General features: G+C 72.0%; 28 protein-coding genes and 1 pseudogene. 13 read left to right on the top strand and 16 right to left on the bottom strand.

From position 1 onward, the window contains the following. The first annotated feature begins 2 nt into the window (after positions 1-2). Together ABZ562_RS09535 and ABZ562_RS09540 are read left to right on the top strand one after the other, a co-directional pair. Positions 3-1169, top strand: a complete 1167-nt coding sequence (locus tag ABZ562_RS09535; protein ID WP_361475959.1) for an adenosine deaminase — start codon at positions 3-5, stop codon at positions 1167-1169. Between the two features lie 138 nt (positions 1170-1307). Next, complete coding sequence (locus tag ABZ562_RS09540; protein WP_361475961.1) at positions 1308-1619, top strand: ATP-binding protein; 312 nt, start codon at positions 1308-1310, stop codon at positions 1617-1619. A 96-nt stretch (positions 1620-1715) separates the two neighbouring features. On the opposite strand, the gene ABZ562_RS09545 is transcribed toward ABZ562_RS09540, so the two are convergent. The 5 genes from ABZ562_RS09545 to afsQ1 all read right to left on the bottom strand — a co-directional run bounded on the left by ABZ562_RS09545 (position 1716) and on the right by afsQ1 (position 5659). Continuing rightward, a complete protein-coding gene (locus tag ABZ562_RS09545; protein WP_055546981.1) occupies positions 1716-1919 on the bottom strand; it encodes a PspC domain-containing protein in 204 nt (67 codons plus the stop codon). Between the two features lie 68 nt (positions 1920-1987). Next, positions 1988-2563, bottom strand: a complete 576-nt coding sequence (locus ABZ562_RS09550; RefSeq protein WP_361475963.1) for a VanZ family protein — start codon at positions 2561-2563, stop codon at positions 1988-1990. A gap of 147 nt (positions 2564-2710) precedes the next feature. Beyond that, positions 2711-3328, bottom strand: a complete 618-nt coding sequence (locus ABZ562_RS09555; protein ID WP_361475965.1) for a hypothetical protein — start codon at positions 3326-3328, stop codon at positions 2711-2713. Next, entirely contained in the window at positions 3325-4839 is a 1515-nt protein-coding gene (locus ABZ562_RS09560; RefSeq protein WP_361476035.1) for a HAMP domain-containing sensor histidine kinase, read from the bottom strand. The genes ABZ562_RS09555 and ABZ562_RS09560 overlap by 4 nt, the downstream gene beginning before the upstream one ends. 142 nt (positions 4840-4981) lie before the next feature. Beyond that, positions 4982-5659, bottom strand: a complete 678-nt coding sequence (afsQ1, locus tag ABZ562_RS09565) for a two-component system response regulator AfsQ1 (RefSeq protein WP_009717259.1) — start codon at positions 5657-5659, stop codon at positions 4982-4984. 196 nt (positions 5660-5855) lie between these two features. On the opposite strand from afsQ1, the gene ABZ562_RS09570 reads away from it, so the two are divergent. From ABZ562_RS09570 to ABZ562_RS09585, 4 genes are all read left to right on the top strand, one after another. Beyond that, the gene (locus tag ABZ562_RS09570) at positions 5856-6650 is read left to right on the top strand and encodes a SigE family RNA polymerase sigma factor (protein ID WP_361475967.1); all 795 of its coding nucleotides are present in this window, start codon (positions 5856-5858) and stop codon (positions 6648-6650) included. A 260-nt stretch (positions 6651-6910) separates the two neighbouring features. Beyond that, the gene (locus ABZ562_RS09575; protein WP_361475969.1) at positions 6911-7228 is read left to right on the top strand and encodes a hypothetical protein; all 318 of its coding nucleotides are present in this window, start codon (positions 6911-6913) and stop codon (positions 7226-7228) included. 14 nt (positions 7229-7242) lie between these two features. Next, a complete protein-coding gene (locus ABZ562_RS09580; RefSeq protein ID WP_361475971.1) occupies positions 7243-8160 on the top strand; it encodes an aminoglycoside phosphotransferase family protein in 918 nt (305 codons plus the stop codon). A 249-nt stretch (positions 8161-8409) separates the two neighbouring features. Then, positions 8410-8682, top strand: coding sequence for a hypothetical protein (locus ABZ562_RS09585; RefSeq protein ID WP_361475973.1), 273 nt, complete (start codon positions 8410-8412; stop codon positions 8680-8682). A gap of 161 nt (positions 8683-8843) precedes the next feature. On the opposite strand, the gene ABZ562_RS09590 is transcribed toward ABZ562_RS09585, so the two are convergent. Beyond that, positions 8844-9473, bottom strand: a complete 630-nt coding sequence (locus ABZ562_RS09590) for an ATP-binding protein (RefSeq protein WP_361475975.1) — start codon at positions 9471-9473, stop codon at positions 8844-8846. A gap of 120 nt (positions 9474-9593) precedes the next feature. Here ABZ562_RS09590 and ABZ562_RS09595 point away from each other — a divergent pair, with 120 nt between their 5' ends. The 3 genes from ABZ562_RS09595 to ABZ562_RS09605 are packed head-to-tail and all read left to right on the top strand — an operon-like array spanning position 9594 to position 11375. Further along, positions 9594-10199 carry a TetR/AcrR family transcriptional regulator gene (locus ABZ562_RS09595; RefSeq protein WP_361475977.1) on the top strand — a complete coding sequence of 202 codons (606 nt, stop codon included), beginning with the start codon at positions 9594-9596 and terminating at the stop codon, positions 10197-10199. 10 nt (positions 10200-10209) lie between these two features. Continuing rightward, positions 10210-10881 carry an enoyl-CoA hydratase-related protein gene (locus ABZ562_RS09600; RefSeq protein ID WP_361475979.1) on the top strand — a complete coding sequence of 224 codons (672 nt, stop codon included), beginning with the start codon at positions 10210-10212 and terminating at the stop codon, positions 10879-10881. Positions 10882-10931: 50 nt separating this feature from the next. Continuing rightward, entirely contained in the window at positions 10932-11375 is a 444-nt protein-coding gene (locus ABZ562_RS09605) for a PaaI family thioesterase (protein WP_361475981.1), read from the top strand. A 50-nt stretch (positions 11376-11425) separates the two neighbouring features. Here ABZ562_RS09605 and ABZ562_RS09610 read toward each other — a convergent pair. The 4 genes and pseudogenes from ABZ562_RS09610 to deoC all read right to left on the bottom strand — a co-directional run bounded on the left by ABZ562_RS09610 (position 11426) and on the right by deoC (position 16093). Then, positions 11426-12656: pseudogene (locus ABZ562_RS09610) on the bottom strand (GNAT family N-acetyltransferase). Positions 12657-12804: 148 nt separating this feature from the next. Then, a complete protein-coding gene (locus ABZ562_RS09615; protein ID WP_361475983.1) occupies positions 12805-13665 on the bottom strand; it encodes an aldehyde dehydrogenase family protein in 861 nt (286 codons plus the stop codon). After that, complete coding sequence (locus tag ABZ562_RS09620) at positions 13658-15091, bottom strand: aldehyde dehydrogenase family protein (protein WP_361475985.1); 1434 nt, start codon at positions 15089-15091, stop codon at positions 13658-13660. The genes ABZ562_RS09615 and ABZ562_RS09620 overlap by 8 nt, the downstream gene beginning before the upstream one ends. Before the next feature lie 6 nt (positions 15092-15097). After that, positions 15098-16093 carry a deoxyribose-phosphate aldolase gene (gene deoC, locus ABZ562_RS09625; RefSeq protein ID WP_361475987.1) on the bottom strand — a complete coding sequence of 332 codons (996 nt, stop codon included), beginning with the start codon at positions 16091-16093 and terminating at the stop codon, positions 15098-15100. 134 nt (positions 16094-16227) lie between these two features. On the opposite strand from deoC, the gene ABZ562_RS09630 reads away from it, so the two are divergent. Then, entirely contained in the window at positions 16228-16893 is a 666-nt protein-coding gene (locus tag ABZ562_RS09630; RefSeq protein WP_361475989.1) for a PH domain-containing protein, read from the top strand. A gap of 10 nt (positions 16894-16903) precedes the next feature. Here ABZ562_RS09630 and ABZ562_RS09635 read toward each other — a convergent pair whose 3' ends face one another. The 4 genes from ABZ562_RS09635 to ABZ562_RS09650 form a co-directional block, all read right to left on the bottom strand. Next, positions 16904-18595: a phospho-sugar mutase gene (locus tag ABZ562_RS09635; RefSeq protein ID WP_361475991.1), complete on the bottom strand. Its 1692-nt coding sequence runs from the start codon at positions 18593-18595 to the stop codon at positions 16904-16906. 407 nt (positions 18596-19002) lie between these two features. Further along, positions 19003-19833, bottom strand: a complete 831-nt coding sequence (locus ABZ562_RS09640; protein ID WP_361475993.1) for a purine-nucleoside phosphorylase — start codon at positions 19831-19833, stop codon at positions 19003-19005. Positions 19834-19913: 80 nt separating this feature from the next. Then, positions 19914-20849, bottom strand: a complete 936-nt coding sequence (locus tag ABZ562_RS09645) for a hypothetical protein (protein ID WP_361475995.1) — start codon at positions 20847-20849, stop codon at positions 19914-19916. Positions 20850-20970: 121 nt separating this feature from the next. Further along, entirely contained in the window at positions 20971-21408 is a 438-nt protein-coding gene (locus tag ABZ562_RS09650; RefSeq protein ID WP_055547017.1) for a gamma-glutamylcyclotransferase, read from the bottom strand. Between the two features lie 108 nt (positions 21409-21516). Between ABZ562_RS09650 and ABZ562_RS09655 the strand changes: the two genes are divergently transcribed. Together ABZ562_RS09655 and ABZ562_RS09660 are read left to right on the top strand one after the other, a co-directional pair. Further along, entirely contained in the window at positions 21517-23022 is a 1506-nt protein-coding gene (locus ABZ562_RS09655; RefSeq protein ID WP_361475997.1) for an NAD(P)H-quinone dehydrogenase, read from the top strand. Between the two features lie 148 nt (positions 23023-23170). Next, positions 23171-24178 carry a DeoR/GlpR family DNA-binding transcription regulator gene (locus ABZ562_RS09660; RefSeq protein WP_361476037.1) on the top strand — a complete coding sequence of 336 codons (1008 nt, stop codon included), beginning with the start codon at positions 23171-23173 and terminating at the stop codon, positions 24176-24178. A 31-nt stretch (positions 24179-24209) separates the two neighbouring features. Here ABZ562_RS09660 and ABZ562_RS09665 read toward each other — a convergent pair whose 3' ends face one another. Beyond that, on the bottom strand, positions 24210-24809 hold the full coding sequence (locus ABZ562_RS09665; protein WP_361475999.1) for a helix-turn-helix domain-containing protein: 600 nt from the start codon (positions 24807-24809) through the stop codon (positions 24210-24212). A gap of 261 nt (positions 24810-25070) precedes the next feature. Here ABZ562_RS09665 and ABZ562_RS09670 point away from each other — a divergent pair, with 261 nt between their 5' ends. Beyond that, the gene (locus ABZ562_RS09670) at positions 25071-26249 is read left to right on the top strand and encodes an alpha/beta hydrolase-fold protein (RefSeq protein ID WP_361476001.1); all 1179 of its coding nucleotides are present in this window, start codon (positions 25071-25073) and stop codon (positions 26247-26249) included. Between the two features lie 66 nt (positions 26250-26315). Here ABZ562_RS09670 and ABZ562_RS09675 read toward each other — a convergent pair. Continuing rightward, the coding region (locus ABZ562_RS09675; RefSeq protein WP_361476003.1) for a biotin/lipoyl-containing protein at positions 26316-26510 on the bottom strand (195 nt) is incomplete at its 5' end.

Raw genomic sequence — 26510 nt, forward strand, 5'->3', positions numbered from 1 at the left:
AGATGACGAGCGAGCACACCCACCAACCCACCCCGGAACAGATCCGCCGTGCCCCCAAGGTGCTGCTGCACGACCACCTCGACGGCGGGCTGCGCCCCGGCACGATCATCGACCTCGCCCGGGAGACCGGGTACGAGGCGCTGCCGGAGAGCGAACCGGACAAGCTCGGCCTCTGGTTCCGCGAGGCGGCCGACTCCGGCTCGCTGGAGCGCTACCTGGAGACCTTCTCCCACACCTGCGCCGTCATGCAGACCCGCGACGCCCTCGTCCGGGTCGCCGCCGAATGCGTCGAGGACCTGGCCGAGGACGGCGTCGTCTACGCCGAGATCCGCTACGCCCCCGAGCAGCACCTCACCGAGGGGCTCACCCTGGAGCAGGTGGTCGAGGCGGTGAACGAGGGCTTCCGCGAGGGGGAGCGGCTGGCCCGGGAGAACGGCCACCGCATCCGCGTCGGCGCCCTCCTCACCGCGATGCGCCACGCGGCCCGCGCCCTGGAGATCGCCGAACTCGCCAACCGCTACCGCGACCTCGGCGTCGTCGGCTTCGACATCGCGGGCGCCGAGGCGGGCTTCCCGCCCACCCGCCACCTGGACGCCTTCGAATACCTGAAGCGGGAGAACAACCACTTCACGATCCACGCGGGCGAGGCCTTCGGGCTGCCCTCCATCTGGCAGGCGCTCCAGTGGTGCGGCGCCGACCGGCTGGGCCACGGGGTGCGCATCATCGACGACATCGAGGTCGCCGACGACGGCTCGATCACGCTGGGCCGCCTCGCCAGTTACGTCCGGGACAAGCGCATCCCGCTGGAGCTGTGTCCCACCTCCAACCTCCAGACGGGCGCGGCCACGTCGTACGCCGATCACCCCATCGGGCTGCTGCGCCGCCTGCATTTCCGGGCCACCGTGAATACGGATAATCGTCTGATGGGCGGTACGAGCATGAGTACCGAATTCCAGCACCTGGTCTCGACGTTCCAGTACACGCTGGACGACATGCAGTGGTTCACCGTTAATGCGATGAAGTCCGCCTTCATTCCTTTCGGTGAACGTCTGGCGATGATCAATGACGTGATCAAGCCTGGGTATGCTGAATTGAAGTCCGAATGGCTGTTCCGGCAGGTGGGCTCGACCACCGCTGTGACCAGGGGATCTGCGGTCGAGGGCAGCTGATCGTACGGACGGAAGAAAAGTCCGGGGGAAGGGGTCGGTGGCCGCCCGGGCGCCACTTTTCCCTGTTTGCGGGCGTCTGAAATCCAGGGCTACGTTTCCGTATCGGTCAAGCCCCCCGTCTGCAAGGACAGATTTCTGATGAAGCAGGGAACCCTCAAGACCCTCGGCGTGATGGCCCTCGGTGCTGCCGCCCTCGTGGCCGGTGGCGGTGTCGCGTCCGCGGCCGGTGCCCCGGGCCCGCAGGGCCACGGCGCGTCCGGCCTCGGCGGCCAAGGCGTCGGCGTCTCCGCCCCGCAAGCGCTCCCCGGCGGCCAGGCCCCGGGCAAGGCCCCCGGCCGCCCCGCCGCCGGCCGGCCCAGCCAGCCCGAGGCCCAGGGCCTGCTGGGCAACCTCGGCAACCTCGGCGGGCTCAAGAACCTGCCGACCAACAACCTCATGCGCCTGGGCTGATCCCCCTCCGGCACACCGGCCGGGCCGCACACCCGCCTCGGGTGTGCGGCCCGGCCGCGTCGTCACCGGCTTCCTGGTGTCACCGGCTTCCTGCCGTCACCAGGCCTCGCGGTAGGAGTCCTCCGCCGGAAGGAGGATCCACAGCGCGATGTAGAGCAGGAACTGCGGACCCGGCAGCAGACAGGAGACCAGGAAGATCACCCGCATCGTGGTCGGGGTCGTCCCGAACCGGCGGGCCAGACCGGCGCAGACACCGGCGATCATCTTGTGGTTGCGGGGGCGGACCAGTGCGGCGGCCATGATGGCGACTCCTCGGCGTATCGGTTCGTACCGTCCCGGGTCGTGTTGCCCGAGCTGATACCTCCACGCTAGGTACGGGAGCCGGATGAGGCGTCGCTCCAGGGGGCGAGGCCGACCCTGGTCCTCGTCGGGGGCACCGCCCGGCCGCTCTCCTCCCGGGGGAGGGCCGCGCCCCTGGTCCCGTCCCTCCGGCGGCGGACCAGCGTCCGTACGGCGGGCACCACCAGCAGATGCGCGAGCGCGACCCCGACGGTGTTCAGCAGCAGCGCGTCCACGCTCACGATCTGGCCGGTCACCTCGCTGCGCAGCAGCGCGATCCCCATGGCCGTCATCGCCCCGGTGAAGGCCGTCCGGACGAACGAGGCGAACGGGTACGCGTCCACCCGGCCCCCCGCCAGCGGCAGCAGCACCCCCAGCGGCGCGAGCAGCAGAAGCCCCCCGCCGATCGAACGGGCCGCGGCCCACGGGGTGAGCGCCAGATCGGCGCGGATCGCGCCCAGCGGTTCCAGGGTCTCGGCCGTCACCCACGGCACGGTCAGCGGGCGCAGGGTCAGCCAGCAGACGAACGCAAGGTGGGCGACGAGGAGAACGAAACCCGCGGCGCGGTAGCGGAAGGCGGCCCGACGGCCGAAACGACCCTGCACGTATCTCAGGACGCGACCGGCCCGGCTCCCGGTTCCGTGCGCACCTCGCTGGTCAGTAACGGGTTACCGACGAGTTGGTCACCGGGTCGCCACGGCGAACGGCCCGGGAACCGGCGGCGAACCGCAGGGAATCGGTCAGTCCGCCGGTCAGGACACCAGCACCCCGGAGTTCACCGCGACCTCCGGACGGCTCCGCATCTCCTCCGTGCACTCGTACCGCTTGAGCGGATCCCGGTCACTGTCCGGACCGCCGAGCACCACCTCGTGCTCCTCGTCCGCCGCCGCCGAGCCCGCGAACGTGCAGATGATCTGCGCCAGCGCGTACGACGGCAGTTCCTCCGGCGGCCGGTTCAGCCGCAGCGCCCCGTCCGGATCGCCCTTCGCCGGGCCGGAGACCGTGACCCAGTCCTCCACCGCGGTGGAGAACCCGGCCGATGACTCGGCCGCCGTGGGCGGCTGCCGCAGCTGCTCCAGCAGCGCCCGGGCCGCCGCCACCCGCTCGACCGGCGCCTTCTTCCCCGGCAACTGGGCGTTCCGGTTCACCGACAGGATCCGCGAGGTGCACAGCAGATAGATCCGTACGGAGGCCCGGCCCGCTCCCTCGGCGGCCCGCCCCGTCTCCGGCGCCCGGCACGACGCGCGCGAGGGCGCGGGCCCGGCGTCCACCGGCACCGACGTGCCGCGTATGCCGCACCCGGCCGCCAGCAGCGCGACCACCACGGTCAGCAGCAGGGCGGCGGGTCGCCGGGTCGCTCGCGGGCTCATGACGCGCCCCCTTCGTTCGTACGGCCCTCGTCGCCCTTCCGCTCGTCGCCCTTCCGCTCCTCGCGCTTCTCCTCCTCGCGCTTCCGCTCCTCGATCGAGGCGAGGCGCGAGGCGTCCATGGGCAGCCGCAGGGTGAAGACGGCCCCGCCCTCCGGCGAGTTCGCGGCGCTGATGTCACCGCCGTGGATGTGCGCGTTCTCCATCGCGATCGACAGCCCGAGGCCGCTGCCCTCCGAGCGGGGCCGGGAGGCGCTGGCCTTGTAGAAGCGGTCGAAGACATGCGGCAGCACGTCCTCGGGAATACCCGGGCCGTGGTCCCGCACCTTGATCAGCAGGTCATCGCCCTCGGGGATCACCGACACCCGCACCGGGGAGCCGCCGTGCTTGAGCGCGTTCCCGATGAGGTTCGCCAGGATGACGTCCAGCCGTCGCGGGTCCAGCCGGGCCACGATCCCGCGCGCCGCGTCCAGCTCCACCGCGTCCAGCCAGGCCCGCGCGTCGATGCACGCCGTCACCTGGTCCGCCACGTCGACGTCGTCGAGCACCAGCCGGGCCGTGCCCGCGTCGAAGCGGGTCACCTCCATCAGGTTCTCCACCAGGTCGTTCAGCCGCCGGGTCTCGCTGACCACCAGCTGCACCGCCGGGGCGATCATCGGGTCGAGGGAGTCGGCCTCCTCCTCCAGCACCTCGCTGACGGCCGTGATCGCGGTGAGCGGGGTCCGCAGCTCATGCGACATGTCCGCGACGAAGCGCCGGCTGGACGCCTCCCGCGCGCTCAGCTCCGCCACCCGCTTCTGCAGCCGCTCCGCGGCCCGGTTGAAGGTGTGCGACAGATTGGCCAGCTCGTCCGAGCCCGAGACCTGCAGCCGGGTGTCCAGATGCCCCTCGCCCAGCCGGTTCGCCGCCTCGCCCAGACGCTGCACCGGCCGCAGCACGGTGGCCGCGGCCGCCTGCGCGAGCAGCGCGGAGCCGACCAGCGCCAGGGCGGTGGCGATGCCCAGCGACCAGGCGAGCGAGTTCAGGTCCTGGCGCTCGGTATCCAGCGACTTGAGCATGTAGCCGGTCGGCCCGCCCCCGTTCACCTTCGCCCCGCCCACCAGGTACGGGGTGCCGTCCAGCGTGATCCGCTGCCAGTAGAGGTGGTACGGGGCGGACCGCGAGCCCTCGGCGGCGCGCCGCTCGTCCACCGCGCGGCGCAGCACCCCCGGCACGGCCTTCAGGGTGAACAGGTCCGGCGCGGAGGCCGCCGGGCAGGGGCCCTTGTCCCGGGTCCGGGTGACCAGCAGCACCTCGTACTTCTGCGTGTTGTCCGCCATGCGGTCCGCGGCGTCCTGCAATTCGGGACAGGTCGGCCGGGCGGGCAGCGGATCGGTGTCGTCCTTGAGCGCCTTGCGGAACTCGTCCAGCGCCGCGTCCTGGGTGCGGGTGAGCACCGCGTCACGGTTCAGCCAGTACGCGATCGCCGACGCGGACACCGCGGCCGCCAGCGCCACCAGCCCGAACACCAGCATCAGCCGCAGCCTCAGGCTGAGCCACCGCAGAATCCCCGCGGCCCAGCCCCGCGCCCGGCCGGGCTCCTCGTTCACACCGCTCAATTCCGTATGTCTCCGCCCCACCCGTGCGCAGCGGCGTACGCGGCCGCGTCCCTCACTCTCACGCCGGAGCGTCCAACCGGTACCCGACCCCACGCACCGTGCGGATCAGCGTCGGCGACGACGGCACGTCCTCCACCTTGGCGCGCAGCCGCTGGACACACGCGTCCACCAGCCGGGAATCACCCAGATAGTCGTGTTCCCACACCAGCCGCAGCAGCTGCTGCCGCGACAGCGCCTGCCCAGGGCGCCGGCTCAGCTCCAGCAGAAGCCGCAGCTCGGTGGGGGTCAGCTGAAGATCCTCACCGTTCTTGGTCACCGTCATGGCCGCCCGGTCGATCACCAGGCTGCCGAACGACGCCGCGTCGTTCGCCTCCCGCTCGCCACGGCGCAGCACCGCGCGGATACGGGCGTCCAGCACCCGCCCCTGCACGGGCTTCACCACATAGTCGTCCGCACCCGACTCCAGCCCCACGACCACATCGATGTCGTCGTTGCGGGCCGTCAGCAGAATGATCGGCAACTGGTCGGTGCGGCGGATGCGGCGGCACACCTCGAAGCCGTCGATCCCGGGCAGCATCACATCCAGCACGATCAGGTCCGGCCGCTGCTCGCGCAGCAGTTTCAGGCCATCCTCGCCCGTCGCCGCCGTCGCCACACGGTGGCCCTGGCGGGACAGGGAGAGCTCGAGGGCCGTGCGGATGGCGTCGTCGTCCTCGATCAGCAACAGGAAAGGCACGTTGGTCATTCTGGCCTACAAGGGGCCTGTAGTTCGACCGTCGGGAACGCGCGACCTTGATCCCCTGTGACGAGCCTGTGACAGTCGGCGGACAGCGCCATGAAACTGGTTCGGCAAAGTCTTCTGTGCACCGGCCGGAACGAGCGGCCGGGCAGCCAGCAGACGACCGAGCAGGCTCCACGACGGGGGGCGCGACATGAGCACACTGCACTTCACTCACGACAGCGCAGTCATTCGCACGCGCCTCCACGACGCCGGCCGGAGCACGGAGAAGTCCGGTGCCGTGAGCGGGCGGGGGTGCGCTCGCGGCACCGGGCGTCAGCGGCCGCCGTACATGGTGGCCATTGACGCGAAGCCGGGGGCCGGGGAGGGCCCCGGGGGGCACGGGGGTCCCGGGGGGGACCACGGGGGCGGCAACGGGGGCAGCTCGTACGGGGAGGCCACGGGGGAGCGGCGCGCGCAGAGCGGGGCGGAAGCGGAATTCACCGCGTACGTCCAGGAGCGCCGCGCCTCCCTGTACGCAACCGCCTACCACCTGACCGGTGACCGGTTCGAGGCCGAGGACCTGCTGCAGAGCGCCCTGTTCTCGACCTACCGGGCCTGGGACCGGATCAGCGACAAGGCCGCGGTCGGCGGCTACCTGCGCCGCACCATGACCAACCTGCACATCAGCGCCTGGCGCCGGCGCAAGCTCAACGAGTACCCGACGGAGGAGCTGCCGGAGACGGCGGGCGACCAGGACGCGATGCGCGGCACCGAGCTGCGCGCCGTGCTCTGGCAGGCCCTGGCCCGGCTCCCAGAACTCCAGCGCACGATGCTGGTGCTGCGCTACTACGAGGGCCGGACGGATCCGGAAATCGCGGACATACTCAACATAAGTGTCGGCACGGTCAAGAGCAGTATCTGGCGCTCGCTGCGCCGGATGCGCGAGGACGATTCCCTCAGCTTCGGCCGTGACGAGGAGGAGTCCTTCGGCGAACTCGTCGCCTGAGGGCAAGGGGAAAACGGGGGCCGGTGCTCGGGGGAGCGCCGGGAGCACGGGAAAACGGGGAATCGGGGATAACGGGGGACGGAGGGAAACAGGGGAAAGGGAGAAATCGGGGGAAACGGGATCGGGGGATCCCAACGGGGGAGAGCGGGTCCGGACGGCCGGGGGGTCTGTCCGGGCCCGTTCTCGTGTGCGGGCGTACGGAGCGGTTTGAGTACGGATACTCATGCCCGCGTATCGCCCGTTTCGGCAGGCTGAGCCGCATGCTGATCCGCAGGAAAACACGCGACGTCCTCCGACGCGTCCTCGATGTGGTCGCGGGCGACTGGCTCTCCCGCGGCTACCTCGCCGTGGTCTTCGCCCTGCTGGCCTGGGCCTGGGCGGACGCGAGCTTCTTCCCCTACGACGACGCCTCGTTGGCGGCGGTCGTCCCCGCCCTCTTCACGGCCCCGGCCAGCCTGCTCTTCGTCCTCCTCCCGGAGGGCACCGAGACCTCCTACTTCGGCCTGGTCATCGCGGCCGCCATGCTCAACGCCGCCACGATCACCCTCCTGGCCCGCACGGCCCGCAGCGCCTTCTAGGACAAGGGTTTCCGTTGAGCGATATCCCCGACCTCGGCCCGTTGCCGAAGCGAGTCTCCGTCGACGTGGCGCAGGTCGAGCGGCTCATCGCCGAGCAGTTCCCCCAGTGGGCCGCGCTCCCGATCGCGCCGGTGGCGAACAGGGGCTGGGACAACGTGACCTTCCACCTCGGCGACACGATGCTGCTCCGCCTGCCCAGCTCGAGGGAGTACGCCCTGGCCGTCGACAAGGAGCACCAGTGGCTCCCCGTGCTGGCACCGGCCCTCCCGCGCCCGATCCCCGTGCCGCTGGCCAAGGGCGAGCCGGGGGCGGGCTACCCGTTCTCCTGGTCGGTCTACAAGTGGATCGAGGGCCGGCCCGCCAGCTTCGAGACCGTGGCCGACCCCGTCGGCTTCGCGGCGGACCTGGCCGACTTCGTCGTCGCGCTGCAAGGCGTCGACGCCTCCGCGGGTCCGCGACCGGGCATCCACAACTGGTTCCGGGGCGCGACACTGCTCACCTACGACGAGAAGGCGCATGGCGCGCTGTCCGAGCTGCGCGGCCACATCGACGACGAGCCGGCCCTGGAGATCTGGAAGCACGCGGTGGAGTCGCGTTGGGACGGCGTCGACGTCTGGTTCCACGGCGACCTGGCGCAGGGCAACCTGCTGCTCGACGGGGGCAAGCTCCACGCCGTCATCGACTTTGGCACCTGTGGCGTCGGCGACCCCGCGTGCGACCTGGCGATCGCCTGGACGCTGCTGACCGCTGAAGGTCGTGCGGTCTTCCGGAAGCGGCTGGCCGTCGATGACGCGCTGTGGTCCCGCGGCCGCGGCTGGGCGCTGTGGAAGACGTTGGTGACCTGCGCCAACGGCCTCGACTCCGCCGACGCGGGAGCAATGGACGCCCGCCGTGTACTCGACGAGATGCTCACCGAGTACAGCACGCGCTGAAGACAGGGGATAAGAGGCAGGCAGGCGAGGCCGGGCCTCCCCGGCCTCGACAGCAGCACGTCCACCATCCGCGGGAATCCTGCCCTCCAGTGGTCTGAGGGAATTCCGGTTGCTTGGTCCGTGCGTTTCTTTGCTTTTCCCTAGTGTGGCGCCGACAAAGCGCAATGTTCGGGGCAGTCGATACTCGCGTATTGATACTCTCCTTTTCGTCGCCCCTGTCGCCCGGAACGCGGGCCGTGCGGGGGTGAAATGACGGATCGTGTGGTTCCGTACTCGATGGGAGATCTGATGAAGAAGGCCATGCGGGTGAAGGCACTCGCCGTAACCGCGGTTGCCACGGCCGCCGTTGCCCTGCCGCTCGTGACGGCGGGCACCGCCTCCGCCGAGACCCGTCTCCTCCCGCACTACACGCACTCCTTCCTGGAGTGCCAGACGCTGGGCAACCGGGCGGCACAGGCCGGTCAGCTGACCGGCTTCAACTGTGTCCAGGAGGGCAGCTGGGTCGTCATGTACCCCTGGTAAACACCCTTGGTGAACAGCACTTCCAGCGGCCCTTTTCCGGCCGTGTGCTGAATACCCCGGCGGGGCGCCACGCTTTCGAGGTGCCCCGCCTTTTCGTATCGCGTGAAAGCCGTCGCCCATCGGGCGTACCGAGGCGTGCCGCGGAATGAGGCCCGCGCCGCTCAAGCCCGTACGTTCTCCCGGCGCCCCGTCGTGTCCGCCGCCGCTATCCGCTCCAGCGCCTCGTCCCGGCCGCACGCGTACGCGCCCAGCGCCGTCTGCCGCTCCACGATGCCGCGCTCGGACCGCATCAGCCGCCAGCCCCGCCGCACCAGATACGGCGCCGACTTGCGCCCCTCCCGCAGGTCGCGCGTCAGCCGCCGCCGGAACGTGGTCGAGGGCCGCCCCCGCAGACAGATCGCGTCCGCCAGCACCCCCAGCGCCCGGCACCGGTCGACGATGTCCGCCGCGAAGATCCCCTCCGCCACGAACAGCGCCGCCGACCCGATGTCCATGGGCTCCTCGCCCACCCGCGAGCTGGAGGAGATGTCGTACACCGGCACGATCGTCCGCGACGTCCGGCACAATGCCTCGACCGCCGCCACCGCCGCGTCCGCGTCCCACGCCAACGGCGAGTCCCAGTCGGCTCCTTCACCCCCGGCGAGCTGCGGGAGCGTCGAGTCGTCCCCCTCCTTGTAGAAGTCGTCGAGATTCAGCACGGGCAGCCCGGTACGGGCCGCGAGGGACGACTTTCCCGAACCCGAGGGCCCGGTGAGCAGGACGACGCGCGCGGAGGCTGGATGAAGGGTCACGGAACACCAGTGTGCTGCATCCGCCGTCCCGCATGAACGGAAAGACCGCCGGAACCCCTCTTGCATGTTCTATGCCATACCCCATAAGTTACCGGCAGGTATGCCGGAAGGGGTGAGCAGGTGAGTCCGCGCAGGAGTGACAGCCGGGACCGGATGATTCGCAGCGCCGCCGCCCTGCTGCGCGAGCATGGGGCGAGCGCGACCAGCATCGACCGGGTGCTCGCCCACAGCGGGGCGCCGCGCGGCTCGGTGTATCACCACTTTCCCGGCGGACGGACGCAGCTCATCGACGAAGCGGTCGCGCTGGCGGGCGACTTCATCGCGGGGCTGATCGATGCCGCCATGCAGGCCGACGATCCAGTGCGGGCCGTCGACGCGTTCTTCGCGTTGTGGCGCGACCGGTTGGTGGAGAGCGGCTTCCGGGCGGGCTGCCCGATCGTGGCGGTGGCCGTGGAGACCAACGACGAAGCACCCCAGCTCGCTCGGTCCGCCGCCACCGTCTTCGCCCGCTGGCGGGAGGCACTCACGGTCCTGTTCGTCCGGCACGGTCTGACCGAGGAGCGCGGCCGGAGGCTCGGTGCCTTCATCATCGCGGCGGTCGAAGGCGCCGTGGTCATGTGCCGGGCCGAGCAGAGCACCGCTCCGCTGGAGGCTGCCGCCGCTGAGATCCACGACCTGCTGCTCAACGCCCTGCACCACCGGCCCGAGGCCGGATCCCGGCCGTGAAGGAGTCGTCATGACCTCGCTCGACCGTCAGGACAACGTCTTCGTCCTCGATCTGGGAGACGACGAGAACCGCTTCCACCCCGACTGGATCGCCGCCGTCAACGCCGCACTCGACGAGGTGGAGAAGGCGGAAGGCCCCCGGGCCCTGGTCACCGCCGCCACGGGCAAGTTCTGGTCCAACGGGCTCGACCTGGACTGGCTGTTCGCCCATGCCGACCAGCACCAGGACTATGTCGTCTCCGTCCACGAGCTGTTCGCGCGGCTGCTGTCGCTGCCGGTCGTCACGGTGGCCGCGCTGCAGGGCCACACCTTCGCCGCGGGCGCGATGTTCTCCCTGGCCCACGACTTCCGCGTCATGCGCGCCGACCGCGGCTACTGGTGCCTGCCCGAAGCGGACATCAACATCCCCTTCACCCCCGGCATGTCCGCCCTCATCCAGTCCCGGCTGACACCGCGGACCGCGCACGAGGCCATGGTCACCGCCCGCCGCTACGGCGGGTCCGACGCCGCGGCCGCCGGCATCGTCGACCAGGCGGTCGCCGAGGACGCCGTGCGCTCCACCGCCATCGAGATCGCCCGGGCCCAGGTGAACAAGGCCGGCGACACCCTCGCCACCATCAAGGCCCGCATGTACGCCCCGGTCCTGGCCACCCTGCGCGACACCGCCGACCCGCTCGGCTGACCAGCACCGCGCCAACGCCCGCACGCCCGGCACCACCTAGGAGAACGACCGTGACCACCACCGACCTCGCAGCCATGACCGGCCTGGAACTGATGCGCTGGGTGCAGACCGAACGCCCCACCGACATCCCGTCCATAGGCCGCCTGCTCGGCATGCGCTTCGACGAGGTCGAGCACGGCCGCATCGTCATCTCCCTCGACACCCGCCCCGACTTCGCCAACCCCCTCGGCACCGTCCACGGCGGCATCGCCGCCACCCTCCTCGACTCCGCCATGGCCTGTGCCGTCCACACCACCCTCCCCGCCGGGACCGGCTACACCACCCTCGAACTCAAGGTCAACTACATCCGCGCCGCCCGCACGGACGGCCAGACCCTCACCGCCGAAGGCACCGTCATCCACGCCGGCCGCCGTACCGCCACCGCCGAGGGCAAGGTGCTGGACGACCAGGGCAACCTGATCGCCCACGCCACCACCACGTGCATGATCTTTTAGGGTGCCCTCCGGCACGGACGACGGGCTGACGGGACCTGTGCGGGGCGCGGTCAGAACCAGTGCAGGCAGTGCGGGGGGCGGTCGGTGCGGAAGAGGGCGTCGGCGAGGGTGGCCGCGTCCGGGTGGTGGGCCCGGATGTGTCCGGCCCGCACGAGCGTGCTCGGGGCGGTGCCGCCGAGGTAGACCGATCCCAGGTCGCTCACGTCCAGGGACAGGTCGGGCTCCCGGTCCGTCGGGACGCAGTCGGCCTTGCCCTCCCGGATGGTCAGCAGATAGCGGTCGTGCTCGCCGAGGAACGGGTCCTCGACGTCGAGGACCAGCTCGCCGTCCGTGAGCCAGCCGCGCGCGGTCAGCGCGCGCGGGACGTCCAGCAGCCGCGCCCAGAGCCAGTCGGTGTCGCCGCTCACCTCGCCGGCGCGGAAGTCAGCGAACTGCCAGCGCAGCGGGTGCTGGGGCGGGACGTGCTTGAACACGACCTGGGAGACCAGGTCGTGGCCGAGCACGAACCGGGCCAGGGCGGTGAAGACGGCGTCGTCGCTCGCGATGGTCTCGTCGACCGTCAGGGTGCCGGCGTCGAGCGAGTAGCTGGCGTACCCGTCCGGGACGCCGTCGGCGTCCCGGTGGACGGCGACGTAACGCGGCGCCGGAGAGATCGGGGGCTGCCCCGCGCGCGAGGCCCACCAGCGGTGCGGCCGGGACAGCGCGCCGGGCTGGGCGCGGCGGTACCGGTCGTAGACCTCTTCCAGGATCGTGCCGCACTCGGCACGACGCAGCACCTCGACCGGGTCGCTGTCCGGGCCGGTCGCTCGTGCGGCGGCCGTTCCGCGCGCCCGGGGGAGGGCGAGGGCGGCCCGGTGGCGCGGCACGGTCAGCCGCTGCGTGTAGGTCGCCGGTCCGTAGCCGAACCTGCGGTAGATCAGGGCCTCGGAAGCCAGCAGTACGGAAAGGAACTCCCCACGGGCCCGCAGCTCGGTGAGCTGATGGCGCATCATCGCGCTCAGCACGCCCCGGCGCCGGTGCGAGGGCAGGACGCCGACGGCGGTTACTCCGGCGGCCGGGGCGAGGACGCCCACCCGGCAGGGTGAGCTCGAAGGAGTACGCACCGGCGGTGCCGACGGGCCGCCCGTCCGCCGTCAGGGCGAGCAGGTTGCGGTCCATTTCGAGCGCCGACCACCAGAGCCCGCCGTCCTCGGCCGGGGTTTCCGGGAAGATCCCGAACGCGGCGTGGAGTGTGTCGACGAAGACGTCGCGATCCTTGTCGGTCGTGGAACGTATCTCCATCGCTGCCGCTGCCTCCTCGGGATACCGGCACCACGACTGGCGGTGCCCGGCCACCATGCGGCGTCGACCCGTGGTCCGGTCAAACGAATTTCGGCTCGGCCCGCGGAGCGCGGGCCGCCCCCGCGCCGGGGCGGGGGCGGCGTACGCGTCAGACGCCCATGGGGTGCCAGACCGTCTTCGTCTCCAGGAAGGACAGGAGACGGCCGGTGCCCGGCTCGGCGGACCAGTCCACAGGGTGTGGACGGACCACGCGCTTGAGGTTGTCGGCGGCGGCCCTCTCCAGATCGGCCGCCGGCTCGGGGGCCGCGCCCGTCAGGTCGATCGCGTTGACGTCCTGGTGGGCGGCGAGCGGGGTGGCCAGTTCGGCGGTGCGGCCGGAGAGGATGTTGACCACGCCGCCGGGGAGGTCGGAGGTGGCCAGGACCTCGGCGAGGGAGAGGGCGGGAAGGGGGGCCTTCTCGCTCGCCACGACGACGGCCGTGTTGCCGGTGACGATCGCGGGGGCGACGACCGAGACCAGGCCCAGGAAGGAAGAGTCCTGAGGGGCCAGGAGGGCCACCACGCCGGTCGGTTCGGGGGTGGAGAGGTTGAAGTACGGCCCGGCCACCGGGTTGGCGGAGCCCGCGATCTGGGCGACCTTGTCGGACCAGCCCGCGTACCAGACCCAGCGGTCGATCGCCGCGTCGACCTGGGCGGTGGCCTTCGGCTTGGACAGGCCCTCCGCGTCCGCCACCTCGTGGACGAACTGGTCGCGGCGGCCCTCCAGCATCTCGGCCACGCGGTAGAGGATCTGGCCGCGGTTGTACGCGGTGGCCCCGGACCAGCCGCCGAACGCCTTGCGCGCGGCGACCACCGCGTCGCGGGCGTCCTTGCGGGAGGCCAGGGGGGCGTTGGCCAGCCGGCGCGCCTTGGGATCGGTCACCTCGTACACCCGGCCGCTCTCGGAACGCGGGAACTTCCCGCCGACGTACAGCTTGTAGGTCTTGAAGACGCTCAGACGGTCAGACATCGAGATATGCCTCCAGGCCGTGGCGGCCGCCCTCGCGGCCGTAGCCCGACTCCTTGTAGCCGCCGAACGGCGAGGCGGGGTCGAACTTGTTGAACGTGTTGGACCAGATCACCCCGGCGCGCAGCTTGCTCGCCATCGCCAGGATGCGCGAGCCCTTCTCCGTCCAGATGCCCGCCGACAGGCCGTACGGGGTGTTGTTCGCCTTCGCCACCGCCTCGTCGGGGGTGCGGAAGGTCAGCACGGACAGGACCGGGCCGAAGATCTCCTCGCGGGCGATCCGGTGGGCCTGGGTGACGCCGGTGAAGAGGGTGGGCGCGAACCAGTAGCCGGAGCTGGGCAGCTCGCACTCGGGCGCCCAGCGCTCGGCGCCCTCGGCCTCGCCCGCGTCGGCCAGCTCGCGGATGCGGGCCAGCTGCTCGGCGGAGTTGATCGCGCCGATGTCGGTGTTCTTGTCCAGCGGGTCGCCCACCCGCAGCGTGCGCATACGGCGCTTGAGCGCGTCCAGCAGCTCGTCCTGGACGGACTCCTGGACCAGCAGCCGGGAGCCCGCGCAGCAGACGTGGCCCTGGTTGAAGAAGATGCCGCCGATGATGCCCTCGACCGCCTGGTCGATCGGCGCGTCGTCGAAGACGATGTTCGCGGCCTTGCCGCCCAGCTCCAGGGTGACCTTCTTCTCCGTACCGGCCACCGTGCGGGCGATCGCCTTGCCGACCTCGGTCGAGCCCGTGAAGGCCACCTTGTCGATCCCCGGGTGGGCGACCAGCTCGGCGCCGGTCGAACCGTCACCGGTGACGATGTTGACCACGCCCTTCGGCAGACCCGCCTGGCGGCAGATGTCCGCGAAGAACAGGGCGCTCAGGGGCGTCGTCTCGGCGGGCTTCAGCACCACCGTGTTGCCGCAGGCCAGCGCCGGGGCGATCTTCCAGGCCAGCATCAGCAGGGGGAAGTTCCAGGGGATGACCTGGCCCGCCACGCCCAACGGCTTCGGATCGGGGCCGTAGCCCGCGTAGGCGAGCTTGTCGGCCCACCCCGCGTAGTAGAAGAAGTGCGCGGCGACCAGCGGCAGGTCGGCGTCCCGCGACTCGCGGATCGGCTTGCCGTTGTCCAGCGACTCCAGCACCGCCAGCTCGCGGGAGCGCTCCTGGATGATCCGCGCGATGCGGAACAGGTACTTGGCGCGCTCGGCACCGGGCAGCGCCGACCAGCCCTCGAACGCCTTACGGGCCGCCTTCACCGCACGGTCGACGTCCTCGGCATTGGCCTGGGCGACCTCCGACAGCACCTCCTCCGACGAGGGGGACAGCGTCTTGAAGACCTTCCCGTCACCGGCCTCGCGGAACTCGCCGTCGATGAACAGCCCGTACGAGGGGGCGATGTCGACGACCGCGCGGGACTCGGGAGCGGGGGCGTACTCGAAAACGGGCATGGCGTATCAGTCCACCGTCACGTAGTCGGGACCGGAGTACCGGCCGGTGCTCAGCTTCTGGCGCTGCATCAGCAGGTCGTTCAGCAGACTCGACGCGCCGAAGCGGAACCAGTCCGCGGACAGCCACTCCTCGCCCAGCGTCTCATTGACCATCACCAGGTACTTGATGGCGTCCTTCGTGGTACGGATGCCACCGGCGGGCTTGACCCCCACCTGCACCCCGGTCGCGGCCCGGAAGTCCCGGACCGCCTCCAGCAGGACGAGGGTGACCGGCGGCGTGGCGTTGACGGACACCTTGCCGGTCGACGTCTTGATGAAGTCGGCGCCCGCGAGCATCGCCAGCCAGGACGCGCGGCGCACGTTGTCGTACGTCTGCAGCTCGCCCGTCTCGAAGATGACCTTCAGATGGGCGGCGCTGCCGTCCGGGCGGACGCACGCCTCCTTCACCTGCCGGATCTCCTCGAAGACCTCCAGATAGCGGCCGGAGAGGAACGCCCCGCGGTCGATCACCATGTCGATCTCGTCCGCCCCGGCGGCCACCGCCTCCCGGGTGTCGGCCAGCTTCACGGAGCGGGCCGCCCGGCCGGACGGGAACGCGGTCGCCACGGCCGCCACGTGGATGCCACTGGCGCCCAGGGCCTCCTTGGCGGTCGCCACCATGTCGCCGTAGACGCAGATCGCCGCGACCTTCGGGACGGTGCGGTCGGTGGGGTCGGGACTGATCCCCTTCGCGCACAGCGCCCGGACCTTGCCCGGGGTGTCCGCGCCCTCCAGGGTCGTCAGGTCGATCATCGAGATCGCCAGGTCGATGGCGTACGCCTTCGCCGTCGTCTTGATCGAGCGGGTGCCGAGGGTCGCGGCACGGGCCTGCAGGCCAACCGCGTCGACGCCCGGCAGGCCGTGCAGGAAGCGGCGCAGCGCGCTGTCGGTGGCGGTCACGTCCGCCATCGACGCCAGTCGCTCCGCGGCCTCTTTGCCGTATGCGGGAACAGTGGTGGGCATGGTCACCACCTGAGCATATCTACGCGCGTAGCAGTATGTCACCCCCCGGCCTTGATCGAGCCCGGGCCCGATCGTGCTCGTTCCGTGTTGATCCCGAGGCCCAAGGGGAGGGGCCGTGCGGCACAATCGGCCCCATGACGAGCCCGGACGACCCCGCCGACCCTGCGCAGCCCGCCGAGGAGCCCACCTCGTACGCCGACCGCGTCTACCGCTCCCCGGGCGGCATCGTGGGCGGCGTGCTGCTGCTCGGACTCGGCGGCTGGCTCGGCATCGACGCCATCCTGCGCGGCGAGGGCCGCACCCCGTGGCTCGCCCTCGCCGGGCTGCTGTTCGCGGTGCCGGTGGTGATCGCCTTCACCGTGCGCCCGGCGGTGTACGCGGGCGCGGACCGCCTTCTCGTACGCAACCCCTTCCGCACCATCACCCTCCCCTGGGGCTCCGTCGACACCCTGCGCGCGGGCTACACCAGCGAAGTGCTGGCGGGCGGCGCGACGTACCAGCTGTGGGCCGTCCCCGTCTCGCTGCGGCAGCGCAAGCGGGCCGCCCGGCAGCAGAGCCGCGACACGGCGGCGGGCTCCTTCGGCCGTACGCCCGGCGCCACCGGCCGCGCCTCCGGCCCGGGCGCGACGGCGGACCGCCGCGCCCAGGCCGACCAGACCATCGGCGATCTGCGCGAACTGGCCGAGTCCAACGCCGCCCGCGACGGCGCGCAGGGCGAGCCCGAGGTGCGCTGGGCATTCGAGGTCATCGCGCCCAGCCTGGCCGGGGCGCTGCTGCTGGTGATCATGCTGCTGATCTGAGGGCGGGGCGTCAGATCCCGGCCGCCGCCGCCAGGTCCTTCTTCAGGGCCGCCAGCACCGTTTCCGCGGCGCTGCGGGCCGGGGGCAGGTCCGCGGCGCCGGGCACGTCCACGACCACCTCCAGGTAGCACTTCAGCTTCGGCTCCGTGCCGCTCGGGCGGACGATCACGCGGGCCGAGCGGACCGCGTCCTTCCCGGCGAGCCGATAGCGCAGGCCGTCCGTCGGGGGCAGGGCCTCCGTCCCCCGCGTCAGATCCTCGGCCGAGGCGATCTTCAGGCCCGCCAGCTCGGCCGGGGGCCGCTCGCGCAGCCGCCGCATCGCCGCCGCGATCAGGGACAGGTCCTCGACCCGTACGGACAGCTGGTCCGTGGCGTGCAGACCGTGCGCGACGGCGATGTCGTCCAGCAGGTCGGTGAGCGTCCGCCCCTGCTCCTTCAGCTCCGACGTCAGCTCCGCCACCAGCAGCGCCGCCGTGATCCCGTCCTTGTCACGCACACCGTCCGGGTCCACGCAGTAGCCCAGCGCCTCCTCGTACGCGTACCGCATGCCGTCCACCCGGGCCAGCCACTTGAAGCCGGTCAGCGTCTCGGCGTACGGCAGGCCCGCGTCCGCCGCGATGCGCGACAGCAGCGACGACGACACGATCGTCGTCGCGAAGGCGCCGCGGGCGCGCTTGTGCACGAGGTGGGTGGCGAGCAGCGCGCCCACCTCGTCGCCGCGCAGCATCCGCCAGCCGGTGTTCGTCCTCGTACCCGTCCCCGGCTCGGGGACCGCCACCGCGCAGCGGTCCGCGTCCGGGTCGTTCGCGATGACGATGTCGGGCGCCGCCTCGCGGGCCGTCGCGAACGCCAGGTCCATCGCCCCCGGCTCCTCCGGATTCGGGAACGCCACCGTCGGGAACGCCGGGTCGGGCTCCGCCTGCTCCGGCACCACCGTGGGCGCCGGGAAGCCCGCCCGCGCGAACGCCGCCGTCAGCGTCTCGCGGCCCACGCCGTGCAGGGGCGTGTAGACGACGCGGGCGTCACGGGGCGAACCGGGCGTCAGCACGGCGTCGGTGCGCGCCAGGTACGCGTCGAGGATGCCGTCGTCCAGCGTCTCCCACCCGGTGTCCGGGCGGCGCACGCCGTCCAGACCGCCCACCGCCGCGATCTCCGCCGCGATCTCCGCGTCGGCGGGCGGGACGATCTGCGAACCGTCGCCCAGGTAGACCTTGTACCCGTTGTCCCGCGGCGGGTTGTGGCTCGCCGTGACCTCGATCCCCGCGACCGCGCCGAGGTGGCGGATCGCGAACGCCAGCACCGGCGTCGGCAGCGGTCGGGGCAGCAGTGCCGCGCGGAAACCGGCACCCGTCATGACGGCGGCCGTGTCGCGGGCGAAGTCCGCGCTCTTGTAGCGGGCGTCGTAGCCGATGACGACGAGGCCGCCCGCTCGCTCCGGCTGCCGCGCGAGGTACGCGGCCAGACCGGCGGCGGCGCGGATGACGACCGCGCGGTTCATCCGCATGGGCCCGGCGCCCAGTTCGCCGCGGAGGCCGGCGGTGCCGAACTGCAGCGTGCCGGAGAAGCGCTCGGCGAGCGCGCGCCGCGCCTCGTCGTCGCCCCCCTCGGCCGCGGCGAGCAGCGCGCGCAGCTCGTCGCGGGTGTCGGGGTCGGGGTCCTCGGCCAGCCAGGTGGTGGCCTGGTCGATGAGGTCGAGCGCCATGGGGGGCCTCCTGGGGCTGCGGTGTGCGGTGGCTGGGTGCCGGTGTGGGGGTGGTGCGCCTGGGGTGCGTGGTGGGTGCCGGGTGCGGGGCCTCCGGGGCAGGGCCCTGGACCGTATGTTTACGGCGCCGCCGCCGTGAAGCGTGAGGTGGGCCGGAAGCCCACGGCGCCACACATACACGTCAGCGTCCAGGACCCCACCCCTGCGGCCCTACCCCCTCCGCCGTACGGCGGAGGCCCGCGACGGCACGATGGCGGGCCCCTGGGCGCGACCGGGATCCGGCGTGGCCGGTGCCACTGGCCGGAGGCCCCGCACCGGCACCACCCGGCCGCACCTCGCGCCGGGGTCCGGGGCGGAGCCCCGGCGGGGGTTTGGGGGCGGAGCCCCCAAGACCTCAGCCCCCAACCTCAGAGGCGGTCCAGGACCTGGGACAGGAGCGTGCCCATGCGGGTGGCGGAGTCGCGGCCGGCCTGGAGGACCTCCTCGTGGTTGAGGGGTTCGCCGGTCATGCCCGCGGCGAGGTTCGTGACCAGGGAGATGCCCAGGACCTCGGCGCCCGCCTCGCGGGCCGCGATGGCTTCGAGGGTGGTGGACATGCCGACGAGGTCGGCCCCGATGGTGCGGGCCATGGTGATCTCGGCGGGCGTCTCGTAGTGCGGGCCGGGGAACTGGGCGTAGACGCCCTCTTCCAGGGAGGGGTCGATCTGCTGGCAGAGGGCCCGCAGCCGGGGCGAGTAGAGGTCGGTGAGGTCGACGAAGTTGGCGCCCACGATGGGGGAGGCGGCGGTGAGGTTGATGTGGTCGCTGATGAGGACCGCTTGGCCGGGGCGCATGCCTTCGCGGAGGCCGCCGCAGCCGTTGGTGAGGATGATGGTCTTGCAGCCGGCGGCGACGGCGGTGCGGACGCCGTGGGCGACGGCGGCGACGCCGCGGCCTTCGTAGTAGTGGGTGCGGCCGAGGAAGACGAGGGCCCGCTTGTCGCCCAGCTTGTACGAGCGGATGGTGCCCGCGTGGCCCGCGACGGCGGGCGGCGGGAAGCCGGGCAGCTCGGTGACGGGGAACTCGTGCTCCGGGCTGCCGAGCGCGTCGGTGGCGGGGACCCAGCCGGAGCCCAGGACCAGGGCGACGTCGTGGGTCTCCGCGCCGGTCAGCTCGCGCAGGCGCGTGGCGGCGGCGTCGGCGACGGCGTGGGGGTCGGCGGGTTCGCCCTGGCTGTTCCTGGTAACAGATGCGTTCACGCGCACGAGGGTAGCCGGTTACACCCTACGCGCGTAGATGCGCATCCATGACGGTGCTCGGATCGTTGTGAACGGGTGCGCTACGAGAGGGCGGCGAGGCGTTCGTAGGGCTGGGAGAACCGTTCCAGCGGGTCGCCGTCGGCGTTCCAGGGCCAGGGCGTCACCACGCCCGTGGTGGCGCGCAGGACCGTCGTGGCGTCGGCCATGCGGCCGGACCTGACCAGGGCGTAGGCCAGGACGTTGAGGTCCGCGAGGGCGGCGGCGTGGCGGAGGAAGCCGGGGCGGGTCCAGTCCTGGGTGGCCTGGTCGAGGACCGAGGCGACCTGCTCCCGCCGCCAGTGCTCCCCGGCGCTGATCGCCTCCATGCCGCCGGTGGCCATGGCGCGCTGGTGGCCGCGGACGATCGCGGTCAGCTCCAGGGCGGCGGCGGGGGCGTCGGCGGGCATGCGGCCCCGGACCGAGTCGAGCAGGTCGAGGAGTTGTACGGCGGAGCCGCACTCGTCGGGGGACAGATAGCCGAGCACCTGGAGGTGCGCCTCGCGGTTCCACGGGTCGCGGGTCATGACCTCCTGCCAGACCGCCGACAGCTCGCGGTGGGGGCGCCGCTCGCGGCGCAGTGTGGCCAGGTGCACCACGTACGGGGTGGGGTCGGCGGGAACCAGCTCGGCGGCGAGGCGGCAGGCGTCGCGGGCGTCGCTCAGGTCGGCCTGGGCCTGGGCCAGGTCCGACCAGGCGTGCAGCAGCAGAGCGCCCTGGTCGCGGGGGTGGTGACGCCGCCAGATCCCGGGCAGTGCCCGCCCCGCGGTGGCGGCGAGTACGGCGAGGCGGTGGCCCTTGCGGTCCCAGTCCTGACCGGCGTCCTCGACCACCCTGGAGACCTGGGCGATCACCGTGGTGTCGAGTTCGCCGCGGATCCAGCTCGTTTCGAGGCGTTGCCGGACCCGGCCGAGGGCGGTGTCGTCGAGTTCGGGGACCAGGCGGGGACGGTTGCCCTTGCGGCGCCTGAAGACGGGCATATCGGTCGGCTTTCGGTGGTGGCGGTCGAGATCAAGCCGCATCCTCGCCCGGGCCCCGTGGGGGAGAACAGAGGGACGGCCGCATCGGCACGATGACTTCACCAGCCGCGCGCAAGCGGAGTCAGCAGGGGCGCTTGCGCAGTTCCATGACGTAGTCGTGGGGCGCCCCGGCGGATTCGGCGGCGTCGGCGATCTCGCCGAGGTAGCGGGCGGAGGGCAGACCGCCCTCGTAGCCGTTGAGGACGTACAGCCAGGCGGGTTCGTCGCCGTCCAGTGTGTGGACGCGGATCCGCATGCGGCGGTATATGTCCAGGCCGACGCCCTCCCAGCGGTCCATGGAGTCCTCGTCCATGGGGGCGATGTCATAGAGGGCGACGAAGACCTGCGAGCGCGGGGCTTCGACGATGGTGGGGAGGGCTCCTTCCCAGCCCATCTGCTCCCCGCCGAAGGTCAGGCGCCAGCCGGTGATCCAGCCTGTGCCGCGCAGGGGTGAGTGCGGTGCGCGGCGGGACATCAGCCGCGCGTCGAGGTTGCCGGCGTACGCGGCGTAGAGCGACATGGATCAGAGGGTACGGGAGAGGGGTGGAAGCGCTCTTGGGGTGGCGGGTTCGTAGCGGAATGCGCACTCGAACCCCCGGGCGGAAGCCTAATGGGTGGGTACGGGACAATGGAGCATGTGACTCGGATCGTGATCATTGGTGGCGGACCCGGCGGCTACGAGGCGGCACTGGTCGCCGCCCAGCTCGGTGCGGAGGTGACCGTCGTCGACTGCGACGGTCTGGGCGGGGCGTCGGTGCTGACCGACTGCGTGCCGTCGAAGACGTTGATCGCCACGGCTGAGGTGATGACGACGTTCGACTCTTCGTACGAGGAGTTGGGCATCATCGTCGCCGATGACACCCCGCCGCTGGAGCAGGCGGCCCGGGTGGTGGGCGTGGACCTGGGCAAGGTCAACCGGCGGGTGAAGCGGCTGGCGCTCGCGCAGTCGCACGACATCACGGCCTCCGTGACGCGCGCCGGCGCGCGGGTCATGCGGGGGCGTGGGCGGCTGGAGCCCGCGCAGGGGCCGGACGGATCGCGGAAGGTGATCGTCCGGGCGGCGGACGGCTCCGAGGAGACCCTGGTCGCGGACGCGGTGCTGGTGTCGACCGGCGCGCACCCGCGGGAGATCCCGGACGCGCAGCCGGACGGCGAGCGCATCCTGAACTGGACGCAGGTCTACGACCTCGATGAGCTGCCCGAGGAACTGATCGTGGTCGGGTCCGGTGTCACGGGCGCCGAGTTCGCGGGCGCGTACCAGGCGCTGGGGTCCAAGGTCACGCTGGTCTCCAGCCGGGACCGGGTGCTGCCGGGCGAGGACCCGGACGCGGCGGCGGTCCTGGAGGACGTCTTCCGGCGGCGCGGGATGAACGTGATGTCCCGGTCGCGGGCAACGGCGGTGAAGAGGGTCCCCGGACCTGCATCGGCACAGGGACCCTCCTCGCCGAAGGCGGGCGAGGAGGGACGCGTCGGGGACCGGGTGGAGGTCACGCTCGCGGACGGGCGGGTCATCACCGGCAGCCACTGTCTGATGGCCGTGGGCTCGATCCCGAACACCGCGGACATGGGCCTGGAGGAGGCCGGGGTCCGGATGAAGGAGTCCGGGCACATCCTGACCGACAAGGTGTCGCGCACCAGCGCGCCGGGCGTGTACGCGGCCGGTGACTGCACCGGGGTGTTCGCGCTGGCGTCGGTGGCGGCGATGCAGGGCCGGATCGCGATGTACCACTTCCTGGGGGACGCGGTCACGCCGCTGAACCTGAAGACGGTGTCGGCGAACGTCTTCACCGACCCCGAGATCGCCACCGTGGGCTACTCGCAGTCCGATGTGGACGCCGGGAAGATCGACGCCCGGGTGGTGAAGCTGCCGCTGCTGCGCAACCCGCGGGCGAAGATGCAGGGCATCCGGGACGGCTTCGTGAAGATCTTCTGCCGTCCGGGCACCGGCATCGTGGTCGGCGGTGTGGTGGTCGCGCCGCGCGCGAGCGAGCTGATCCACCCCATCGCGCTGGCGGTCGACAACAACCTGACGGTCGAGCAGATCGCCAAGGCGTTCACCGTGTACCCCTCGCTGTCCGGCTCGATCGCCGAGGTGGCACGGCAGTTGCACACGCGCAAGTCGTCCGAAGGGTAGTCAGGACGGCGGCGGCGTGTGAGGTGCGCCCCTTATAGCAGCTTGCGCCCGCGCAGATGAACAACTTCTGCTAATTAGTGCAAGCTGCTGAAAACAGACAGTCGTTGGCGTTACTGTCAGTTTCGTGTTCGCTGCAGAACGTCGCCAATTGATCCTTGAAATGGTGCGTGCGAACGGAGCGGTGTCGCTCCGTGAGCTCGCCCGCGTCGTCCAGACCTCCGAAGTGACCGTACGGCGTGATGTGCGGGCGCTGGAGGCAGAAGGACTGCTCGACCGCCGGCACGGCGGTGCGGTGCTGCCGGGCGGATTCACCAGGGAGTCCGGCTTCCCGCAGAAATCCCATCTAGCGACCGCGGAGAAGACGGCGATCGCCGATCTCGCGGCCGGTTTCGTCGAAGAGGGCGAGGCCGTCGTGGTCGGCGCCGGTACGACCACGCAGGAGCTGGCCCGCCGGCTCGCGCGGGTCCCCGGGCTGACCGTGGTCACCAATTCCCTGCTGGTCGCACAGGCGTTGGCGCATGCCAACCGGGTCGAGGTCGTGATGACCGGCGGCACCCTGCGCGGCTCCAACTACGCGCTGGTCGGCAGCGGCGCCGAGCAGTCCCTGCAGGGGCTGCGGGTCTCGCGCGCCTTTCTGTCCGGCAGTGGGCTGACCGCCGAGCGCGGGCTGTCCACGTCCAACATGCTGTCGGCCAGCGTCGACCGGGCGCTGGTGCAGGCCGCGGCGGAGGTGGTGGTGCTCGCCGACCACACCAAGCTGGGCACCGACACCATGTTCCAGACGGTGCCCACCGATGTGATCACGCGGCTGGTGACCGATGAGCCACCCGCCCAGGACGAGCGCGCGCTGACCGAGTTGCAGGCCCTGGCCGACCAGGGCGTGCAGATCGCGGTGGCGGGGCCGGGCGCGGGGTCCGGCCCGGCCGGGGGCGAGGGCAGCGGCGGATCGTCGGGCGCGGGCCGCCAGGCGGGGCGGCTGGGCTCATCGGCCCCGCGGGCCGGATCCGGCGAGGACGGGCTGCCGCTGCCCGGGCCGCGCCGCAATCCGCACGGCCAGGGGCCCGGCGGCGCAGCCCAGCTGCGCAGCGCGGCCTCGCTGCCCGAGCAGCAGACGGGCGGTGGCCGGGTCGCGGATCTGGCACCGCGCCGCCGCTGACCGGGCGCTGAGCGGTGCGAGGGTGATCGGTTCAGTGCGCCTTGAGACCGGTGAAGGTCAGGGCGAGCAGCCGGTCCGCCAGCTCCGGGTCGTCCGGCGACTGCTCGACGGCCAGCGCGATGGCGTTGGTCAGCTGCATCAGGTCGGCGATCACCACGTCCGGCCGCACGGCCCCGGCCCGCTGGGCGCGGGCGAGCAGTTCGCTGCCCGCCTCGCGCAGCGGCAGCCGGCAGCCCCGGGACAGCTCCGAGCTCTCGTCGCCCGAGCAGGCCATCAGGGCCTGGGCGAGCCCGCGGTAGGTGCTGGCGTGGTGGACGATCGCCCGCAGCCAGTCGACCAGCGCGGTGCACGGCTGGGGCGCCTTCGCCAGCTCGCGGGAGCGCGTCAGCAGCGCGTTCATCTCGCCCTGGAAGACGGCGCCCATGAGCGCGGTGCGGTTGGGGAAGTGCCGGTAGAGCGTGCCGATGCCGACGCCCGCGCGGCGCGCGATGTCCTCCAGCGAGGCGTCGGTGCCGTGCTGGGTGAAGGCGGTGCGCGCCTCGGCCAGCAGCCGCTCGTAGTTGCGGCGCGCGTCGGCGCGCATGGGGCGGGGCAGCGGTGGCGTGTGCGCCGGGGCTGTCTCGGTCGCCATCGCGGTCCTCCCTGCTGTGCCTTGCTGTGCCTGCCGGTAGGTCAAGCATGCCATCACGCGGCATGGGGGTGTCCGGATACCTCGCTCTCCGGCCGTCCGGGGTGCCGCAGCGGCCGCGCGGTGACGGGGCGGTGAACCGCGGGCGCGCGTGGGGGAACGGCGGGGAAACAACGTCGGCGCCGGGCAACGCCGTTTCGCGTAATCGCCATCAAACAGGGCGTAAGGCACCGTGCGTCGCGGTGACCGGGAGTGGAAGAACCCATGGAACTGACCAGTCGACCGCTGGAGTACGTGCTCATCGCCGTCGCCGTGGTGTGCGTCGCGCTCACGGCCTGGCTGTGGCCGCGCTTCGCCGGGCGGGGCGTACGGGCGTGGCTGGGCCGGCTCGGCTCGCTGGCGGTGACCCAGTGCGCGATCGTCGCCGCGCTGGCCCTCGCGGTGAACGCCAACTTCCAGTTCTACGGGTCCTGGGACGAGCTGCTGGGCCGGGGCGACGATGCCCCCGCCGCGCTCTCGGACGTGCACGGCGGCGGGGCGGTGCAGGGCGATCCGTCCGGCACCCTGGTGCAGCCCGCGCCGCCGCAGGGCCTGGACAAGGTGCACGGGCTGCCCGGCGGGCGGCCGGAGCAGACCGGGAAGGTCGAGTCGGTGCGCATCCTGGGCCGCCGTAGCCAGGTTGCCGACCCCGCGTACGTGTTCCTGCCGCCGCAGTACTTCCAGCGCCAGTACGCCCGCCAGCGCTTCCCCGTCATCGTCGCGATCAGCGGCTACCCCGGCGGGTCGTTTCTGCTGGCCCAGCACCTGCGGGTGCCGCAGACCGCGGGCGACCTGATCCGCCGGGGGACGATGCAGCCCGCCGTCATCGTGATGGTCCGGCCCACCATCGCCCCGCCGCGCGACACCCAGTGCGTGGACGTGCCCGGAGGGCCGCGGGCCGAGACGTACTTCGCCGAGGATCTCCCCGAGGCGCTGGTGCGCCACTACCGGATCGGCCACGACCCCAGCGCCTGGGGCGTCCTGGGCTACTCCTCGGGCGGCAGCTGCGCGCTCCAGCTGGCCATGCGCCATCCGCGGGTCTACTCCGCGGCGGCCGCCCTCTCGCCCGACTACCGGGTGGCTGACGATCCCACCACCGGGGACCTGTTCGGCGGCGGCCCGGCGGGGCGGCGGCGGATGCGGGAGCACGATCTGCTGTGGCGGCTGCGGCACCTGCCGGGGCCCGATGTGTCGGTGCTGGTGGCCTCCAGCCGCCGGGGCGAGTCGGACTACGGCGCGACCCGGTCGTTCCTGGCCGCCGTACGGCCGCCGATGCGCGCCGAGTCGATCATCCTGGACCGGGGCAGCCACAACTTCCGCACCTGGCGGCGCGAACTGCCCACGGCGCTGCGCTGGATGAGCGGACAGCTGACCTTCCCGCAGGACGTGGTGCGGGGGCGCTGAACGTGCGGCGGGCCCCGGCCGTCCCGTGGACGTCCGGGGCCCGTGCGAACCGGCCCGGGCGCGGCGTCAGTCCTTGATCTCGCAGATGACCGAGCCCGAGGTGATCGAGGCGCCGACCTCGGCGCTCAGCCCCTTGATGGTGCCCGCGCGGTGGGCGTTGAGGGGCTGTTCCATTTTCATGGCTTCGAGGACGACGATGAGGTCGCCTTCGGCCACGGTGTCGCCTTCGGTCACGGCGACCTTGACGATGGTGCCCTGCAT

The sequence above is a fragment of the Streptomyces sp. NPDC019937 genome, assembly GCF_040631655.1.
GTDB lineage: Bacteria > Actinomycetota > Actinomycetes > Streptomycetales > Streptomycetaceae > Streptomyces.

What these genes read in the sequence shown, in the direction of transcription:
- ABZ562_RS09535 (WP_361475959.1), top strand. Translation starts at nt 3, where the DNA reads ATGACGAGCGAGCACACCCACCAACCCACCCCGGAACAGATCCGCCGT.
- ABZ562_RS09540 (WP_361475961.1), top strand. Translation starts at nt 1,308, where the DNA reads ATGAAGCAGGGAACCCTCAAGACCCTCGGCGTGATGGCCCTCGGTGCT.
- ABZ562_RS09545 (WP_055546981.1), bottom strand. Translation starts at nt 1,919, where the DNA reads ATGGCCGCCGCACTGGTCCGCCCCCGCAACCACAAGATGATCGCCGGT.
- ABZ562_RS09555 (WP_361475965.1), bottom strand. Translation starts at nt 3,328, where the DNA reads ATGAGCCCGCGAGCGACCCGGCGACCCGCCGCCCTGCTGCTGACCGTG.
- ABZ562_RS09560 (WP_361476035.1), bottom strand. Translation starts at nt 4,839, where the DNA reads ATGCTGGTGTTCGGGCTGGTGGCGCTGGCGGCCGCGGTGTCCGCGTCG.
- ABZ562_RS09570 (WP_361475967.1), top strand. Translation starts at nt 5,856, where the DNA reads ATGAGCACACTGCACTTCACTCACGACAGCGCAGTCATTCGCACGCGC.
- ABZ562_RS09575 (WP_361475969.1), top strand. Translation starts at nt 6,911, where the DNA reads ATGCTGATCCGCAGGAAAACACGCGACGTCCTCCGACGCGTCCTCGAT.
- ABZ562_RS09585 (WP_361475973.1), top strand. Translation starts at nt 8,410, where the DNA reads ATGACGGATCGTGTGGTTCCGTACTCGATGGGAGATCTGATGAAGAAG.
- ABZ562_RS09600 (WP_361475979.1), top strand. Translation starts at nt 10,210, where the DNA reads ATGACCTCGCTCGACCGTCAGGACAACGTCTTCGTCCTCGATCTGGGA.
- ABZ562_RS09615 (WP_361475983.1), bottom strand. Translation starts at nt 13,665, where the DNA reads ATGTCTGACCGTCTGAGCGTCTTCAAGACCTACAAGCTGTACGTCGGC.
- ABZ562_RS09620 (WP_361475985.1), bottom strand. Translation starts at nt 15,091, where the DNA reads ATGCCCGTTTTCGAGTACGCCCCCGCTCCCGAGTCCCGCGCGGTCGTC.
- deoC (WP_361475987.1), bottom strand. Translation starts at nt 16,093, where the DNA reads ATGCCCACCACTGTTCCCGCATACGGCAAAGAGGCCGCGGAGCGACTG.
- ABZ562_RS09630 (WP_361475989.1), top strand. Translation starts at nt 16,228, where the DNA reads ATGACGAGCCCGGACGACCCCGCCGACCCTGCGCAGCCCGCCGAGGAG.
- ABZ562_RS09635 (WP_361475991.1), bottom strand. Translation starts at nt 18,595, where the DNA reads ATGGCGCTCGACCTCATCGACCAGGCCACCACCTGGCTGGCCGAGGAC.
- ABZ562_RS09645 (WP_361475995.1), bottom strand. Translation starts at nt 20,849, where the DNA reads ATGCCCGTCTTCAGGCGCCGCAAGGGCAACCGTCCCCGCCTGGTCCCC.
- ABZ562_RS09650 (WP_055547017.1), bottom strand. Translation starts at nt 21,408, where the DNA reads ATGTCGCTCTACGCCGCGTACGCCGGCAACCTCGACGCGCGGCTGATG.
- ABZ562_RS09655 (WP_361475997.1), top strand. Translation starts at nt 21,517, where the DNA reads ATGGAGCATGTGACTCGGATCGTGATCATTGGTGGCGGACCCGGCGGC.
- ABZ562_RS09665 (WP_361475999.1), bottom strand. Translation starts at nt 24,809, where the DNA reads ATGGCGACCGAGACAGCCCCGGCGCACACGCCACCGCTGCCCCGCCCC.
- ABZ562_RS09670 (WP_361476001.1), top strand. Translation starts at nt 25,071, where the DNA reads ATGGAACTGACCAGTCGACCGCTGGAGTACGTGCTCATCGCCGTCGCC.